Raw genomic sequence first — 17,301 nt, forward strand, 5'->3', positions numbered from 1 at the left:
AAACCATAAGAATTATGAAACTATTAAAAGTATATATATCTGCATTTTGCATGTGTTCACTTTCTGTGTTGCTGAATTCATGTGACGATTTTCTGAAAGAAGAGCCATTAGATATGAAGTCATCTGACCAGTTCTGGAAGACGAAAGCTGATGCGGAATCGGGTGTGAACGCATTGTATTTCGGTGGTGTACCTTATTTGCATAACACTGATGTAGGCGGTGGTTGGACTCCTAAAGCGACGATGTGGGGTGGTATCGTATCTGGATTGTATGTCGATAAACGTAAGGACAGAACATTTACTACAGCATCCGAAGGTTGTAATTTCAATATTGAATCTTTTGATGATATTGCAATGAAATATTGGCATGAGTTCTATAAAGGCATTTCACGTGCCAACTTTGTTATTGCCAATATTCCGTCAATGACTGGAGTGCTGGATGAAGCTACTATTAATAATTATGTGGCTCAAGGTAAATTCTTCCGTGCATACGGATATTTTTGGCTAGTCAAAGAATTTGGTGGTGTTCCTTATATTTCAGAACCTTACACTTCTACAGAAGGTATGTACAAAGAACGACTTTCTGCCGAAGAGATCTATAAGAAGATTGAAGCCGACTTGCTGGATATTGTCAATGGAGATGCATTGCCTAATAAGACGTTCTATGAAAATGGCTGTTATGTTACCAGGGCAATGGCGCAGACTTTGCTGGCACAGGTTTATCTGCAATGGGCAGGTGCACCGTTAAATGGTGGAGCAGACTATTATAGTAAAGCTGCACAGATGGCTTTGAAAGTGATCAATGACAGTCCTCATGGACTTATTCATCCGAATGGAACGACTGATGATTTGAACTCGGCATATAATGTGATCAAGACTACGAAAGAATCTGCTGAAATCATCTATGCTAAAGAATACAATTACACCAATTATAGTGTAGGCAACTCTTATGCTTGCCGTTCTATCGGAGCGGATGCATTTCAGTGGGGAGTGTTCCATCCGGGAGGAGACGTGTTATATAATGCATACCTTCCCTGTGATATGTTGCTTAACAGCTATGATCCTGCTGATATTCGGGGACATGAGAAACAGTTTTTCTTTTGGGAATATACCGATGCTGCAGGGGAGACTCATACTTTGAACAATGCAGGCAACTGGGCATGGTTTGATGAAAATGCTTTGATTAGCGGTCATGACGGCGATTATAATATGCCAGTATTCCGTTTTGCGGAAGTCTTGCTGATTGCAGCCGAAGGTCTGGCACGTACAGGGCATGAAGATAATGCTGTCGGTGGCGCTAAATATTACCTTAACCAAGTGCGTAAACGCGCAGGACTGATGGATGAGACTGCTACAGGAGACAATCTGGTGCAAGCGATTTTGACTGAACGTCTGCATGAGTTGCCGTTGGAATTTAAGATTTGGGATGACATTCGCCGTACTCTTTTGTATCCGGAAGCATCTACTGAAACTGGAAAGTTGAAATGGACTGCCCTTTCATCTGCTCAGATTCAGAACAAGCCTGATGGAAGCACAAGAGCCGGAGCCATTCCTGAATATGCTTTGCTATGGCCTATTCCGTTGGATGAAATTCAGGCTAACCCAGCTTTGGAAGGACACCAGAACCCGGGATGGAATTAATCTGGTAATAATTAAATATTTGTTTCTGATAGAATTGGAGAGAGGGTAAAGGCTAATTATCCTCTCTCTATTGCTTAAACAGTTAGTCTTCCGGTTGTACTCTCGTGGTATGCACATAAATATTACATCTTGATTTCCAGTTATTTAACTTGTACTCTCGTTGACACTCGTTTCCTTTGGTTGACTATACTGCTATTTTTTCTTATTTTGGCGTATCAGAGGACTGATAATTGCTGAAAGATGCTTTAATTTGTAACGTAAAAAAAAGATTTTGATAATCTAGTATTAATAGCTTAATTCGTAGACCATGAATAAAAAGAAACTACTATCTTTCGCAATAGCCCTGCTATTGGGAGCTTCCTCTACCTTTGCGCAAAAGCAACCGGTAGACTATGTGAATCCTTTAATGGGGACTGATTCGAAAATATCACTATCCAATGGAAATACATATCCTGCCATCGCGTTGCCTTGGGGTATGAACTTCTGGATGCCACAAACCGGGAAGATGGGCGATGGTTGGGCTTACACTTATGCATCCGACAAAATCAGAGGTTTCAAGCAAACCCATCAGCCCAGCCCGTGGATCAATGACTACGGTCAGTTCTCAATCATGCCGATGACTAAGCAGTTGAAGATTGATCAGGACAGTCGTGCTTCCTGGTTCTCTCACAAGGCAGAGAAAGCCACTCCTTATTATTACAGTGTTTATTTGTCCGAGTATGACATGACAACTGAAATAGCTCCGACGGAACGTTGCGCATATTTCCGTTTCACTTTCCCAGAAACTTCCGATGCCTATGTAGTGATAGATGCTTTCGATCGCGGTTCGTATGTGAAGGTGATTCCCGAAGAAAATAAAATAGTCGGTTATACGACACGCAATAGTGGCGGGGTTCCTCAAAACTTCAAGAATTACTTTGTAATAGAGTTCGACAAACCTTTTACTTTCAACAAAGTATGGGCAGATTATCATTTGGTAGAAACACATCTCGAACTGCAATCCAATCACGTGGGTGCTGCTATCGGTTTTTCAACGAAGAAAGGAGAACAGGTACACGCAAAAGTGGCATCCTCATTTATCAGTCCCGAGCAGGCGGAACTGAACCTGAAAGAAATCGGCAATAAGACCTTCGAACAGACAAAAGAAGCCGGACGTAAGGCATGGAACGATGTGTTAGGCCGTATCAAGGTCGAAGACAGTGATGAGAACCGTATGCGTACATTCTATTCTTGCCTGTATCGTTCAGTATTGTTTCCCCGTATGTTCTACGAGGTAAACGGCAAAGGTGAGACTGTGCACTACAGCCCCTATAATGGTGAAATTCGTCCGGGATATATGTTTACCGATACCGGATTCTGGGATACTTTCCGTTGCTTGTTCCCATTTGTCAATTTGGTATACCCTTCAATGGGCGAGAAGATGCAGGAAGGCCTGCTAAATACCTATCTTGAAAGCGGATTTTTCCCTGAATGGGCAAGTCCGGGGCATCGTGGCTGCATGGTTGGAAACAATTCAGCTTCTGTAGTGGCAGATGCTTTCATGAAGAATGTGACTAAAGCGGATGCGGAAAAAATGTACGAAGGTCTGTTGAAAGGAGCCAACAGTGTGCATCCGAGAGTTTCTACTACCGGACGCCGTGGATACGAATATTATAACAAACTGGGCTATGTGCCTTATGATGTGAAAATTAACGAGAATGCGGCACGCACATTGGAATATGCTTATGATGACTGGTGTATCTACCGTATGGGTGAAAAGTTGGGTCGCCCGGCAGAAGAACTGGATGTTTATAAGAAAAGGAGCCAGAACTATCGTAACTTGTTCGATCCGGAAACTAAGCTGATGCGCGGAAAGAACTCCGACGGAACTTTCCAGACTCCGTTCAATCCCTTCAAATGGGGAGATGCCTTTACGGAAGGAAATAGTTGGCACTACACCTGGTCGGTATTCCACGATGTACAGGGGTTGGTTGAATTGATGGGCGGTAAGAAGATGTTTGTCAGCATGCTCGACTCTGTATTCAATCTTCCTCCCGTATTTGATGACAGCTATTACGGAGGAGTGATTCATGAGATTCGTGAAATGGAGATCGCTAACATGGGAAACTATGCACATGGTAACCAGCCTATCCAACATATGATTTATTTGTATAATTATGCTGGTGAGCCGTGGAAAGCCCAATACTGGCTGCGTGAGACAATGAACCGCCTCTATCTTCCCACTCCGGACGGTTATTGCGGAGATGAAGATAATGGCCAGACTTCTGCGTGGTATGTCTTTACCGCATTGGGTTTCTATCCGGTATGTCCGGGCAGCAATGAATATGTGATGGGAGCTCCCTACTTCAAGAAAGCGACAATTACGCTGGAGAACGGTAAGAAACTGGAAATCTCCGCTCCGAAGAATAGCGATGACAATCGTTATATCCGTTCGTTGAACTACAACGGCAAGAACTATACGAAGAATTACCTGAACCACTTTGATTTGTTGAAGGGCGGGCGTCTGATGTTTGATATGGATAATAAACCGAATAAGGGGAGAGGTGTCAACGAATCAGACTTCCCCTATTCATTCTCTCGTGATGCAAAGTAAGCAGATATGAATAATATGAAAAAGAAAGTATTGATGATGACTATGGCGGCGGCAACTTTGTCCGCCATAGCGCAACAACCAGTGGACTATGTGAATCCGATAATCGGTACTAACGGGATGGGGCATACCTTTCCCGGTGCTTGTACTCCTTTCGGATGGGTGCAGTTGAGTCCGGACACAGATACAATTCCGCATAATGTGAATGGGGCTTATCAAAAAAATGCCTATGAATATTGTGCCGGTTACCAGTATCGGGACAAGACCATTGTCGGTTTCAGTCACACCCATCTTAGCGGCACGGGACATTCCGATTTGGGAGACATCCTGCTGATGCCCGCTGTTGGCGATGTGAAGTTGAATCCCGGACGGGCGAATCATCCGGAAGAAGGATACCGTTCGCGTTTCGACCATGCCACAGAAAAGGCTGTTCCCGGATATTATGAAGTGATGCTGGACGATTATGGCATTAAAGCCCAACTGACGGCGACACAACGGACGGGTGTACATAAATACACTTTCCCAAAAGGAAAAGACGGTCATCTGATTCTGGACTTGGTGCATGGTATTTATAATTATGACGGCAAAGTGCTGTGGGCGAATCTAAGGGTGGAGAATGATACCTTGCTGACTGGATACCGTATTACCAACGGATGGGCTCGTACTAACTACACTTATTTTGCTATCTCGTTCTCGCAGCCTGTCAGAGATTATGGATACAAAGATAAGGAAAAGTCTCTCTACAATGGCTTCTGGCGTCGCTTCAGTCTGGAAAAGAATTTCCCGGAGATCACCGGTCGTAAGATCGTAGCTTATTTTAACTTCGATACCGCTAACAACCCGGAACTGGTCGTAAAAGTGGCATTGTCAGCAGTCAGTACGGAAGGTGCGGTCAAGAATCTGCGTGCCGAAACTTCCGGAAAGAACTTCGAACAGTTGGTGGAAGCTGCCCGTACAGATTGGAATAACGAACTGGATCATTTCGAGATCGAAGGTACGCCCGACCAGAAAGCGATGTTCTATACTTCCCTTTACCATACCATGATTAATCCGTCTGTATATATGGATGTAGACGGTTGCTATCGCGGCTTGGATCATAACATACACCGGGCGGAGGGATTCACCAACTACACTATATTCTCTCTTTGGGATACCTACCGTGCGGAACATCCTTTCCTGAATCTGGTGAAACCGGGACGCAATGCCGATATGGTGGAATCCATGATTAAACATGAGCAGCAAAGCGTGCACGGAATGTTGCCGGTATGGAGCCTGATGGGAAATGAAAACTGGTGCATGAGCGGTTATCATGCCGTTTCCGTGTTGGCGGATGCAATAGCCAAAGGCGTTTTTTCGAATGTGGACGAAGCATTGGCGGCGATGGTGAGCACCTCCACCGTTCCATACTATGAAGGTGTAGCCGATTATATGAAGTTGGGATATATTCCGCTAGACAAGAGCGGTACGGCAGCCTCTTCCACTTTGGAGTATGCATATGACGACTGGACTATCTATCAGACAGCTTTGAAAGCAGGCAACAAGGAAATAGCGGAGGCTTACCGGAAACGCGCCCTCAATTATCGTACGATCTATGATACAAGTATTGGTTTTGCCCGTCCTCGTTATAGTGACGGTTCTTTCAAGAAAGAGTTTGATGTATTGCAAACCTACGGTGAAGGTTTTATCGAGGGCAATTCATGGAATTTCTCTTTCCATGTGCCGCACGATGTGTTTGGCATGATCGATTTGATGGGGGGAGAAAGGACATTCGTGCAGAAACTGGATGAACTGTTCTCCATGCATTTGCCGGAGAAGTACTATGAGCATAATGAAGATATTACAGAAGAGTGTCTGGTAGGCGGATATGTGCATGGTAATGAACCGAGCCACCATGTGCCTTATCTATATGCATGGACTTCCCAGCCGTGGAAAACACAGTATTGGCTGCGTGAGATTCTAAATAAGATGTACAAGAATGATATTAACGGATTGGGTGGAAATGATGACTGCGGACAGATGTCGGCATGGTATCTTTTCTCTGTGATGGGCTTTTATCCGGTTTGTCCCGGTACGGACCAGTATGTGTTGGGAGCACCCTATCTGCCTTATCTGAAGCTGACGCTTCCTGACGGAAAGACACTGGAGATCAAAGCGCCGGGTGTTAGCGACAAGAAACGTTACGTACAGTCGCTGAAGCTGAACGGCAAGGTATACGACAAGATGTATATTACACATGAGGACATACTGAAAGGAGGCGTGCTGGAATTCAAGATGGGCGCGTCACCTAACAAACGCCGTGGATTATCACCGGAGGATAAACCTTATTCATTAACTAACGGAATCAACAAATAATCAATAAAGGAATATGAAAAAGAGACATTTAATCTATGCAGCCTGCCTGCTGGTAGGTATGGGGGCTTGTGCTGCAAGTGCGCAAAAACAAGTGGAGGATAATCCTGACGTATGGAAGGAGTACAATACGGGTGCTATATTGTTTGAGGACAAAGCACCGGAAACGCTGGGATCGGACATTTACCACCGGATCATTCCCGATGCTGAATCATACATCAAGGAACAGGCACGTACTGTATTGGCTACTCTTTACAACTCGCCTGAAGATAGTATTCCAACTGTATACAAGATACATTATACATTGGAAGATGTTGACGGCGTTTCAGCCAAAGGCGGTGGTAATGGCGATGTGACAATCTTCTACAGTACACGTCACATTGAGAAATCTTTTGCAGCGAATGATACAGCTAAGTTATTTTTTGAAACACGCGGGGTACTTTTGCATGAATTGACGCACGCATATCAGCTGGAACCACAGGGAATTGGCTCTTACGGAACTAATCGTGTGTTCTGGGCATTTATCGAGGGAATGGCAGACGCCGTGCGGATTGCCAATGGAGGATTTGACGGACCGAATGCCCGTCCGAAAGGTGGAAATTATATGGATGGATATCGTACGGCGGGTTATTTCTTCGTGTGGTTGCGTGACAACAAAGACCCTGAGTTCCTGCGTAAGTTTAACCGGAGTACATTGGAGGTAATTCCTTGGTCGTTCGATGGAGCTATCAAGCATATCTTGGGAGATGAATATAACATAGACGAGTTGTGGCGCGAATATCAGATTGCCGTAGGTGATATACAGGCATAATAAAGAGTATAAATATGGTGAGTGTAATGGGTAAAAGAGGATTGTTTTTGGTCTGGCTATGCCTGGTGAGTGCTTTGCCGGGCATGGCTCAAACCGAAAAGCTGATTGATTATGTGAATCCATTTGTGGGGACGGACGGTTATGGGAATGTCTATCCGGGTGCACAGATTCCTTTCGGAGGAATCCAGATGAGTCCGGATACAGACAGCAAATTCTATGATGCCGCTTCCGGTTACAAATACAATCACTCCACATTATTAGGGTTCAGCTTGACTCATTTGAGTGGGACTGGCATACCTGACTTAGGAGATTTCCTGTTCATTCCGGGAACCGGGGAAATGAAACTAGAACCGGGTACTCGTGAGAATCCGGAAAAAGGATACCGTTCCCATTATTCACATGAAAGGGAGTGGGCATCCCCCAATTATTATGCGGTAGAATTGACAGACTATGGAGTGAAGGCTGAAATGACATCAGGCGTGCGTAGCGGTATGTTCCGCTTTACTTACCCTCAATCAGACAAGTCTTTTATCATGATTGACATGAATCATACTTTATGGCAATCTTGTGAATGGGCGAATCTGCGCATGGAGAACGACTCTACCATCACCGGCTATAAACTGGTGAAGGGCTGGGGACCGGAACGCCATGTCTATTTTACGGCTACTTTTTCTAAAAAGTTGACCGGACTGCGTTTTATGCAAGATAAGAAGCCGGTGATTTATAACACTTCCCGTTTCCGTAGCTGCTACGAGACTTGGGGCAAGAATCTGATGGCCTGCATCTCTTTTGAAACAAAAGCTGGAGAGGAGGTGATTGTGAAAACTGCCATCTCGTCAGTCAGCACGAATGGTGCGAAGAATAATATAGAAGAACTTTCCGGACTGACTTTCGATGATCTGAAAGCCAGAGGTGAAGCTCTGTGGGAAAAGGAACTAGGGAAATATACCCTTACTGCCGATCTTAAAACGAAAAGAACTTTCTATACGTCGGCTTACCATGCGGCTTTGCATCCGTTCATCTTTCAGGATTCAGACGGGCAGTTCCGCGGACTAGACAAGAATATAGAGAAAGCGGAAGGCTTCACCAACTATACTGTATTTTCTCTTTGGGATACTTATCGTGCCTTGCATCCTTGGTTCAACCTTGTGCAGCAGGATGTAAATGCCAATATTGCCAATTCGATGTTGGCACATTATGACAAGAGCGTAGAGAAGATGCTTCCTATTTGGTCGTTCTATGGAAATGAAACCTGGTGTATGATTGGTTACCATGCAGTCTCCGTTTTGGCGGACATGATCGTGAAAGAGGTCAAAGGCTTCGATTATGAACGTGCTTACGAAGCGATGAAGACTACGGCGATGAATCCGAATTACGATTGTCTGCCGGAATATCGTGCAATGGGATATGTGCCTTTCGATAAGGAAGCGGAATCCGTTTCCAAGACGTTGGAATATGCTTATGATGATTATTGCATCGCACAGGCAGCCAAGAAGTTAGGTAAGGAAGGTGATTACCGATATTTCCTGAATCGGGCATTGTCTTATCAGACTCTGATCGATCCCGAAACGAAGTATATGCGCGGACGTGACAGTAAGGGTGGCTGGCGTACTCCGTTTACTCCCGTTGCTTATCAGGGGCCCGGTTCTGTGCATGGCTGGGGAGATATAACGGAAGGTTTTACGGTCCAATATACTTGGTATGTCCCACAAGATGTACAAGGGTATATAAATGAAGCCGGTGAGGAGTGGTTCCGTAATCGTCTGGATGAATTGTTCACGGTGGAATTACCGGATGATATTCCGGGTGCTCATGACATTCAGGGACGTATCGGTGCTTATTGGCATGGAAATGAGCCCTGTCATCATGTGGCTTATCTTTATAACTATCTGAAAGAACCTTGGAAATGTCAGAAATGGATTCGTACCATTGTTGATCGTTTCTATGGCGATACGCCGGATGCCTTGAGTGGAAATGATGATTGCGGTCAGATGTCTGCTTGGTATATGTTCAATTGTTTGGGCTTTTATCCGGTTGCTCCGTCAAGTAATGTCTATAATATAGGTTCACCTTGTGTTAAGGGTATATCCGTTCAGATGAGTAATGGAAAGGTGATTGAAATGACAGCAGATAATTGGTCGCCGAAGAATGTGTATGTGAAGGAATTATATGTTAATGGTAAGAAATATGACAAATCCTATTTGAAGTATGCGGATATACGTGATGGCGTGAAACTGCGTTTTATCATGAGCAGTAAACCGAACTATAAGCGTGCCGTATCAGATGAAGCGGTAGCTCCTTCTTTGTCGTTACCGGGAAAGACAATGAAATATCAGGTAAATCTTTCAGAAAAGAAAAAAGAGTGGTAATCCTGTTTTTTTTAGTTGATATGCCGGCCTTGAAGAAGTTGTATTTTTCAGAGTAAATGATGTTCAGAATAATGGTGAAGCAGGGGATTGGCGTAGTTATATTAAATCGTCTTGCAAGCCCGTTTTAAGGATGCTTTAGGTGAATTTCTAATTGATAAGATAGCCCATGCAGCTCGACCTGTTGATTAGTTTGCATTCAAAGATGATGACGGGCATATTATATGTATCATGGTAGTTGGGTACATTATAATATGGTGAAGATGACCTTTGAAGGAGTATTGCCTAGTCCTTTAAATTAATGCTAAGTGAGGTTCTGGTATATTGGAATTCTCCGTTGTAACCTATGTAATATATAGATTATAACGGAGAATTTCTTTCTTATTTGAAGTATGATGTAAATAATGACATAAAGTTGGATTTGGTAAGGAGTGGTAGGTTGAATTATAAACGTGCAGTGTCAGAATGAGGCAGTAGCTTCATCGTTATCTTTTCCAAGAAAAACAGTGAGGTTTTAATACGGACTTTAAACAGAATCTTTATCTTTGTATAAAGTCTTTCAAATTACGGTATAACATAAAATAGAAACAATGAGAAAGTATTTATTGCTATTGATGTTCCTGTGCTTGGCATCACTACTTCATTCCCAGAACAAATTCGAGTTAGTATCTCCCAATGGAGAAATAAAAGTACTATTTAATCTTTCGGATAAAATCTATTACAGTATAGATTACAACGGAGAAGTATTATTGAAAGATAACTCTATTCAGTTGACTCTGAAGAATCAAGTGTTGGGGCAGAATCCTAAGTTGCGTCGTCAGAAGCGTATGAGTATCGACGAGTATTTAACTCCTGTTGTGCCCTTGAAATATTCGAAAATCAATAATCGTTATAATCAATTGCTACTGACTTTCAAAGATTATTCAGTAGAGTTCCGTGCCTTTGACGATGGAGTTGCTTATCGGTTCCTTACCTCGCAAAAAGGTGATGTTGAGGTAATGAGTGAAGAATTTGCTATCAACTTCCCGTCGGATTATCTGCTTCACTTGCAACAACCGGGAGGTTTCAAAACAGCTTATGAAGAACCTTATACACATATTTGGAGTAACACATGGAAGCCGGAAGATAAAATGGCTGTTCTGCCCGCTTTGATTGACACAAAGAAAGATTATAAGATATTAATCAGTGAATCGGACCTGACCGATTATCCATGTATGTTTCTCAAAGGAACAGGTGAAAATGGACTGATCTCTACTTTTCCTAAGACTCCGCTTGCTTTTACGGAAAGTGGTGATCGTAGTGTGAAAATCACAGAGGAAGCTGATTATATTGCCAAGACAAAAGGTACGAGAAATTATCCTTGGCGTTACTTTGTGATAAGTAGGAATGATAAGCAGCTGATTGAAAATACAATGACTTATCGACTTGCCGAAAAAAATCAGCTTCAAGACGTTTCATGGATAAAGCCGGGACAAGTAAGTTGGGAATGGTGGAATGACGCCTCTCCTTACGGGCCCGATGTGAATTTTGTTGCTGGCTATAATCTGGCGACTTATAAGTATTACATCGACTTTGCTTCCAAATTCGATATTCCTTATATTATTATGGATGAAGGCTGGGCCGAAAGTACTCGTGACCCTTATACGCCGAATCCTAAAGTAGATTTGCATGAACTGATTCGTTATGGCAAAGAAAGGAATGTAGGGATTGTGCTTTGGCTGACATGGTTGACTGTGGAAAATAATTTTGATCTATTCAAAACTTTCAATGAATGGGGAGTGAAAGGACTTAAGATTGATTTTATGGATAGAAGTGACCAGTGGATGGTCAACTATTACGAACGGGTAGCTCGTGAAGCTGCTAAATATCACTTGTTTGTTGATTTTCATGGTTCTTTTAAACCGGCTGGATTAGAATATAAATATCCGAATGTCCTTTCTTATGAAGGAGTGCGTGGTATGGAACAAATGGGAGGATGCTATCCGGATAACAGTCTGTATTTACCGTTTATACGTAATGCAGTTGGTCCGATGGATTATACTCCCGGAGCAATGATTAGTATGCAGCCTAATGTATATAGAGCAGAGCGCCCTAATGCTGCCAGTATCGGAACACGTGCTTATCAGTTGGCATTGTTTGTGGTTTTCGAAAGCGCTCTGCAGATGTTGGCGGACAATCCGACTCTTTATTATCGCAATGAAGATTGTACCCGCTTCATTACACAAGTTCCTGTAACTTGGGATGAGACAGTGGCACTGGAAGCTAAAGCCGGTGAATACGTAATTGTAGCGAAACGTAAAGGTGATAAGTGGTTCATAGGAGGAATCGCCAACAATGGTGAAAAAGAACGTGAATTTACCATCAAGCTGGATTTTTTGAATAAAGGCCGTTCTTATCAGATGACATCTTTCGAAGATGGCATCAATGCAGGACGTCAGGCGATGGATTATCGTTGTAAGTCATCGCAGGTGAAAGTCGGAGAGCTGTTGACCGTTAAGATGGTTAGAAACGGAGGTTTTGCAGCTATCATAGAATAACAGAACATTTCTTCACATTGGTTCGTTTATTATAAAAACAAACTAAATGTATATTCACCATGAAAACATTCGTCTTGATGATGGTAAGTCTGTTGTTTGCCGTTTCTTTGGAAGCGCAGAACAAGTCTTTTTATGATTTTGCAGTGAAAACGATTGATGGCAAAGAATTTTCTCTTTCTTCATTGAAAGGTAAGAAAGTGCTTGTGGTCAACGTGGCTTCCAAGTGCGGACTGACGCCACAGTATGCTCAACTGGAGAAATTATATGAGAAATATAAAGATAAAGACTTTGTAATAATCGGTTTTCCGGCAAATAACTTTATGGGGCAAGAACCTGGAAGTAATGAGGAAATAGCTCAATTTTGTTCTTTGAACTACGGTGTCACTTTTCCGATGATGGCTAAGATTTCCGTCAAAGGGAAAGAAATCGCTCCTCTTTATCAATGGCTGACAGAGAAGAAGCTGAATGGTAAAGAAGATGCGTCGGTTCAGTGGAATTTCCAGAAATTCATGATTGATGAGAATGGAAACTGGGTGGGCTTTGCCTCTCCTAAAGAAAGTCCGTTTTCTGAAAAAATCGTTACTTGGATAGAGAAGGAATAAGAGAGACTTTCTGCAATTCGCTTTCGAAATTGGGAGTAAAAATCCCTTTTCCTAAGTTCTCTTTTATTTCTTCAATGGTCCAGAATCGTCCTCCGTCCAGTTCTTTACTGGGATGGATTTCTCCATCGTAAACAGTCTTGTGAACAAAGACAAGTTCTTTTTCACGTTCGGATTCGAAAATATAATTAGTAAGTAGTTCAGGAGTAAAGTCCGTGATGCCTAATTCTTCATGGACTTCTCTCTTTAGAGCGATTTCTACGCTTTCGCCCAAGTCAATATGTCCACCTACCGCTGTATCCCATTTCCCCGGTTGGATGTCTTTCCATTCGGGACGTTTCTGCAGATACAACTCTCCACGGGTATTGAAAATATGAAGATGGACTACCGGATGAAGTAGTTTGCTGCCGCTATGACATTCCCCACGAGTGGCTGCTCCGGTGATATTTCCTTGTTCGTCTACGATGGGGAACATTTCTTGATTATTATCGCTTAACATTGTGCTTTTGTTTTTAGTGAACTAGATCGATTCTATTGGGTGTAGAAATTTATGGTATTAATAAGGAAGAATCTCCATAACTTAGGAATCGGAAATCATGTGCTAAAGCGTAATCATAAATCGCACGCCAGTTTCCTTTTACGAAAGCAGAAACCAATAATAGCAGGGTACTTTGTGGCTGATGAAAGTTAGTGACCATCGCTTTCACTATCTTGTACTGATATCCAGGAGCTATAATAATTTGTGTACTGGTATGGAGTGCTTCGAGTCCATTTCTATCGAGATAACCCAATATCTTTTGTAGTGCAACCACCGGAGGTATCTGATCGTATTTTTCATAAGGCTGCCACTGTTTGACGTGCAATTCTTCTTCAGTAGCGTCCGGATGATCTGCTAAAATAACTCCAATGTGATACAAGCTTTCGAGAGTGCGTACAGAAGTAGTTCCTACGGCAATGGCACAACCGTCATGGTCTATTAGTTTTTTAATTGTGCTCCGATTGACCGATATATATTCTGTATGCATTTCATGATCTTCGATCTCTTCACTTTTTACGGGTTTGAATGTTCCGGCTCCTACATGTAATGTTAACTCTTCAAGATCGATGCTTTTCTCCTGTAGTGCATCCAACACTCGCGGGGTGAAATGTAAACCGGCCGTAGGCGCCGCTACCGAACCTTTAATCTTAGAGTAAACAGTCTGATAAGTTTCCTTATCACTTTCTTCCGTATTCCGGTTTAAGTAAGGAGGGATAGGAAGTTCTCCGAATACTTCAAGAATATCGGCAAACGTCACTTCCGGATTATCCCATGAAAAATTTACCCAGTGACTGGTTCCTCTGCATTCTCCTCTGGCGGCGGTTAATGTGATTGTAAGTCCTTTGACTGTCATTTCTCGCTTTAATTCTCCATCTTTCCATTTTTTCAGGTTACCGATCATACAAAGCCAGGCGGCATGTTCTGTCTGTTGGAAGTTTAATACATAATCATTCGGCTGAATCGGTTCGAGGCAGAATACTTCAATCAGTGCTCCTGTTTCTTTCCGGAAATGAAGACGTGCTTGAATGACTTTCGTATTATTGAATATCATCAGACTGCCTTGCGGAAGATATTCCGGTAAAGAGGTGAAGATATCCTCACTTACTTCCCCCCGACGATATATTAGGAGTTTGGACTGGTCGCGGATAGGCAACGGGAATTTAGCAATACGTTCATCCGGAAGAGGATAATTGTATTCACTGATGCGGATATGTCTAGGATCTTCTTTCATTGTTTTTTTAAATAAAAAGAGGTCAGAACCCATTCGGCTTCTAACCTCTTTCACCAGTCGGGGTGACTGGATTCGAACCAGCGACCACTCGCCCCCCAGACGAGTACTCTAACCGGGCTGAGCTACACCCCGAATTGCGGATGCAAAAGTACTGATTAATTTTTAAATAGCAAATAATCCGTTGATTTTTCTAGTATGAATTGTGCCGATTTATAGCTATTATTCTGATTATTAGTCTTTCTTGGGACTATGCAAATCTTTTTCTCAATGAGTTAGTAGTTCTTTTGATTGCCTCTTATGTGATATAAAAGTACATTTTTTAATTTTGCTTGAATTGGAAAACAATCTGCTTATTTTTCATTTGAAAGCATTAATCCTTTTCCTGTCCTAAAAACACTATAAAAAGTAGGGAAGTCTATAATAAAACTAAATAGGAAAATGACAAATGAACTAACAATCAGTGAGTTTGTTTATAAATTAATGCAAATAAAAGGTGTTTGATTTCCCTAGTATGATACTATATTTCCAATTTTGGTGTGTGGTAAATTAGGAAGTTATACATTTGTAAAAAGACTTAGTTTAGAAAGGTGTTAAATGTTAGACATTAAAAATAGAGAGACATTAGAGATATACGTCCTGGGTGACGATTTTAAGTTTTATCAAAATCTGAAGTATCTTCCTCTGACTTCTTATCCTTCTAATAATCAATCAGCATTGATTATTTATTGTTTAAGTGGAAGGGCTAAAATCACAGTGCATGAGGATGTACACTGGATACAACCGGAGGAATTGATTATATTATTACCCGGACAATTTGTCTCATTTAGTGAGCCAAGTGAAGATTTTTCGACCGTTACGATGGTAATATCTACTTCACTGTTTAGTGATGCGTTAAGTGGTGTGCCCCGATTTTCTCCGCATTTCTTTTTCTATATGCGGAGTCATTATTGGTATCCGCAATCGGAACGCGACATTCCTCGGATGTATAATTATCTGGGTATGATAAAAGATAAAGTTACTTCTCAAGATATATATAGGCGGGAGCTGATTATTCATTTGTTGAGGTATCTGTATCTGGAACTGTTCAATGCTTATCAAAAGGAATCGACCTTGATGACTGTCCGCAGGGATACCCGTAAAGAAGAATTAGCTAATAAATTCTTTGGGCTTATCATGAAGCATTTTAAGGAGAATAAGGATGTAGCTTTTTATGCAGATAAACTGTGTATTACTTCCAAATACCTGACTATGGTAATCAAGGAAACAAGCGGGAAATCTGCTAAAGATTGGATAGTCGAATACATCATATTAGAAATCAAGGCTTTATTGAAGAATACAAACCTGAATATTCAGGAAATAGCCATAAAAACGAACTTTGCGAATCAATCGTCGCTTGGACGTTTTTTTAGAAAGCATACAGGTATGTCGCTTTCGCAGTATCGAATGAGTAATTTAGAACAATAGCGCGGGCAATTGTCGCACAATTGTCAATTATTTATAGGGATTGGGAAGAGAAAGGGAATGAAGTTTACTTCATTCCCTTTTATTATGTAATCTCTCCGGTGTCGGATTAAATTCCCATACATTCACGATAGAAGTCGAGCATCTCGAAAATAGTGTCCTTATCGGCAGTTTGATTGATGCAAATATCTCCGATATCCTTCAGTAGAGTGAAATTAATTGTGCCTGAAGTATTCTTTTTGTCATGCGTCATGAATGCATATAGTTGGTCGTATTTTTTGCAATCGAAAGTAAAAACGCCATAATTGTCCTTGATAAATTGGATCGTTTGTCTCATTTTCTCTTTCGGGAAATCTACTTTGAGATGAGAAAGATACAGTTCGCATACGATTCCCCAAGCTACTGCATATCCATGCAATACAGGGCGCTCCTCTGCCAATGCCATGCTTTCGAATGCATGTCCCACAGTGTGTCCCAAATTTAATGCCTTGCGGATTCCATGTTCAAAGGGATCCTGTTCTACGATGTTTTCTTTCACTTGTACCGATTGACCTACTAATTGTTTGAGAGCTGTATAGTCAATATTAGAAGTATTGAAATTGAGTAATTCCACCCAATGTGCCGTATTGCTAATCAAACCATGCTTTAGCATTTCAGCATATCCGGAGAAAAAATTGTATGCATCCAGTGTACGCAGGAATTCTGTTTCAATCAGTACACTGTTTGCCGGAGCAAAGGCACCGATTTCATTTTTCAGTCCGTTGAAGTTGATTCCTGTTTTACCACCTACTGATGCATCTACCATAGCCAGTAGAGTAGTGGGGATATTGATATAGGAAATACCACGTTTAAATGTGGCTGCGGCAAAACCTCCGAGATCCGTCACCATTCCTCCTCCAAGATTGATAAGCAAAGAGTGGCGGGTAGCTCCTTGAGTACTTAATGCCATCCAGACGGAGGCAAGCGTTTCCATCGTTTTATGTACGTCTTCGGCTCCGATACAGATTTCTACAGCATCTTTCAGTAGACCTGATGCCTTTAAGGAAGGAAGGCAAAGACGCTGGGTATGCTCGTCTGTGAGGACGAATAGTTTGTCATGCGGGCATAACTCAATGGCACGACCGAGGCTCGTTTCCAAGCTTTCGCAGAGAATAACTTCTTGTTTACTCATGATTCTTT

Annotated in this window: 11 protein-coding genes and 1 tRNA gene; 8 read left to right on the forward strand and 4 right to left on the reverse strand. The window is 42.1% G+C overall.

What is annotated here, in order from left to right; genetic code table 11:
* Positions 1–14: 14 nt before the first annotated feature.
* From AB3G73_RS21670 to AB3G73_RS21700, 7 genes are all read left to right on the forward strand, one after another.
* Positions 15–1,640, forward strand: a complete 1,626-nt coding sequence (locus AB3G73_RS21670) for a RagB/SusD family nutrient uptake outer membrane protein (RefSeq protein ID WP_367745588.1) — start codon at positions 15–17, stop codon at positions 1,638–1,640.
* 307 nt (positions 1,641–1,947) lie between these two features.
* Entirely contained in the window at positions 1,948–4,233 is a 2,286-nt protein-coding gene (locus AB3G73_RS21675) for a GH92 family glycosyl hydrolase (RefSeq protein WP_321019858.1), read from the forward strand.
* 6 nt (positions 4,234–4,239) lie between these two features.
* The gene (locus AB3G73_RS21680) at positions 4,240–6,582 is read left to right on the forward strand and encodes a GH92 family glycosyl hydrolase (protein WP_259022203.1); all 2,343 of its coding nucleotides are present in this window, start codon (positions 4,240–4,242) and stop codon (positions 6,580–6,582) included.
* A gap of 13 nt (positions 6,583–6,595) precedes the next feature.
* Complete coding sequence (locus AB3G73_RS21685) at positions 6,596–7,390, forward strand: basic secretory family protein (protein ID WP_367745589.1); 795 nt, start codon at positions 6,596–6,598, stop codon at positions 7,388–7,390.
* A 14-nt stretch (positions 7,391–7,404) separates the two neighbouring features.
* Positions 7,405–9,759: a GH92 family glycosyl hydrolase gene (locus tag AB3G73_RS21690; protein ID WP_258979477.1), complete on the forward strand. Its 2,355-nt coding sequence runs from the start codon at positions 7,405–7,407 to the stop codon at positions 9,757–9,759.
* 587 nt (positions 9,760–10,346) lie between these two features.
* Positions 10,347–12,293 carry a glycoside hydrolase family 97 protein gene (locus AB3G73_RS21695; protein ID WP_259022204.1) on the forward strand — a complete coding sequence of 649 codons (1,947 nt, stop codon included), beginning with the start codon at positions 10,347–10,349 and terminating at the stop codon, positions 12,291–12,293.
* 59 nt (positions 12,294–12,352) lie between these two features.
* Positions 12,353–12,895 carry a glutathione peroxidase gene (locus tag AB3G73_RS21700; protein WP_148366483.1) on the forward strand — a complete coding sequence of 181 codons (543 nt, stop codon included), beginning with the start codon at positions 12,353–12,355 and terminating at the stop codon, positions 12,893–12,895.
* Here AB3G73_RS21700 and AB3G73_RS21705 read toward each other — a convergent pair.
* The 3 genes from AB3G73_RS21705 to AB3G73_RS21715 form a co-directional block, all read right to left on the reverse strand.
* Positions 12,873–13,391, reverse strand: a complete 519-nt coding sequence (locus AB3G73_RS21705; protein ID WP_367745590.1) for an NUDIX domain-containing protein — start codon at positions 13,389–13,391, stop codon at positions 12,873–12,875. The two genes, AB3G73_RS21700 and AB3G73_RS21705, sit on opposite strands and share 23 nt — an antisense overlap.
* 49 nt (positions 13,392–13,440) lie before the next feature.
* Positions 13,441–14,661, reverse strand: coding sequence for an S-adenosylmethionine:tRNA ribosyltransferase-isomerase (locus AB3G73_RS21710; protein WP_217721364.1), 1,221 nt, complete (start codon positions 14,659–14,661; stop codon positions 13,441–13,443).
* Between the two features lie 57 nt (positions 14,662–14,718).
* Positions 14,719–14,793 (reverse strand) — tRNA-Pro (locus tag AB3G73_RS21715).
* 462 nt (positions 14,794–15,255) lie between these two features.
* On the opposite strand from AB3G73_RS21715, the gene AB3G73_RS21720 reads away from it, so the two are divergent.
* Entirely contained in the window at positions 15,256–16,125 is an 870-nt protein-coding gene (locus AB3G73_RS21720; RefSeq protein ID WP_167511842.1) for an AraC family transcriptional regulator, read from the forward strand.
* A 106-nt stretch (positions 16,126–16,231) separates the two neighbouring features.
* Here AB3G73_RS21720 and aroB read toward each other — a convergent pair whose 3' ends face one another.
* On the reverse strand, positions 16,232–17,293 hold the full coding sequence (aroB, locus tag AB3G73_RS21725; RefSeq protein WP_148366480.1) for a 3-dehydroquinate synthase: 1,062 nt from the start codon (positions 17,291–17,293) through the stop codon (positions 16,232–16,234).
* Positions 17,294–17,301: the final 8 nt, after the last annotated feature.

This window comes from Bacteroides sp. L008 (assembly GCF_040812255.1).
Lineage (GTDB): Bacteria > Bacteroidota > Bacteroidia > Bacteroidales > Bacteroidaceae > Bacteroides > Bacteroides vicugnae.

Coding starts and splice junctions, on each gene's coding strand:
- AB3G73_RS21670 (WP_367745588.1), top strand. CDS start 15: ATGAAACTATTAAAAGTATATATATCTGCATTTTGCATGTGTTCACTT.
- AB3G73_RS21675 (WP_321019858.1), top strand. CDS start 1,948: ATGAATAAAAAGAAACTACTATCTTTCGCAATAGCCCTGCTATTGGGA.
- AB3G73_RS21680 (WP_259022203.1), top strand. CDS start 4,240: ATGAATAATATGAAAAAGAAAGTATTGATGATGACTATGGCGGCGGCA.
- AB3G73_RS21685 (WP_367745589.1), top strand. CDS start 6,596: ATGAAAAAGAGACATTTAATCTATGCAGCCTGCCTGCTGGTAGGTATG.
- AB3G73_RS21690 (WP_258979477.1), top strand. CDS start 7,405: ATGGTGAGTGTAATGGGTAAAAGAGGATTGTTTTTGGTCTGGCTATGC.
- AB3G73_RS21695 (WP_259022204.1), top strand. CDS start 10,347: ATGAGAAAGTATTTATTGCTATTGATGTTCCTGTGCTTGGCATCACTA.
- AB3G73_RS21700 (WP_148366483.1), top strand. CDS start 12,353: ATGAAAACATTCGTCTTGATGATGGTAAGTCTGTTGTTTGCCGTTTCT.
- AB3G73_RS21705 (WP_367745590.1), bottom strand. CDS start 13,391: ATGTTAAGCGATAATAATCAAGAAATGTTCCCCATCGTAGACGAACAA.
- AB3G73_RS21710 (WP_217721364.1), bottom strand. CDS start 14,661: ATGAAAGAAGATCCTAGACATATCCGCATCAGTGAATACAATTATCCT.
- AB3G73_RS21720 (WP_167511842.1), top strand. CDS start 15,256: ATGTTAGACATTAAAAATAGAGAGACATTAGAGATATACGTCCTGGGT.
- aroB (WP_148366480.1), bottom strand. CDS start 17,293: ATGAGTAAACAAGAAGTTATTCTCTGCGAAAGCTTGGAAACGAGCCTC.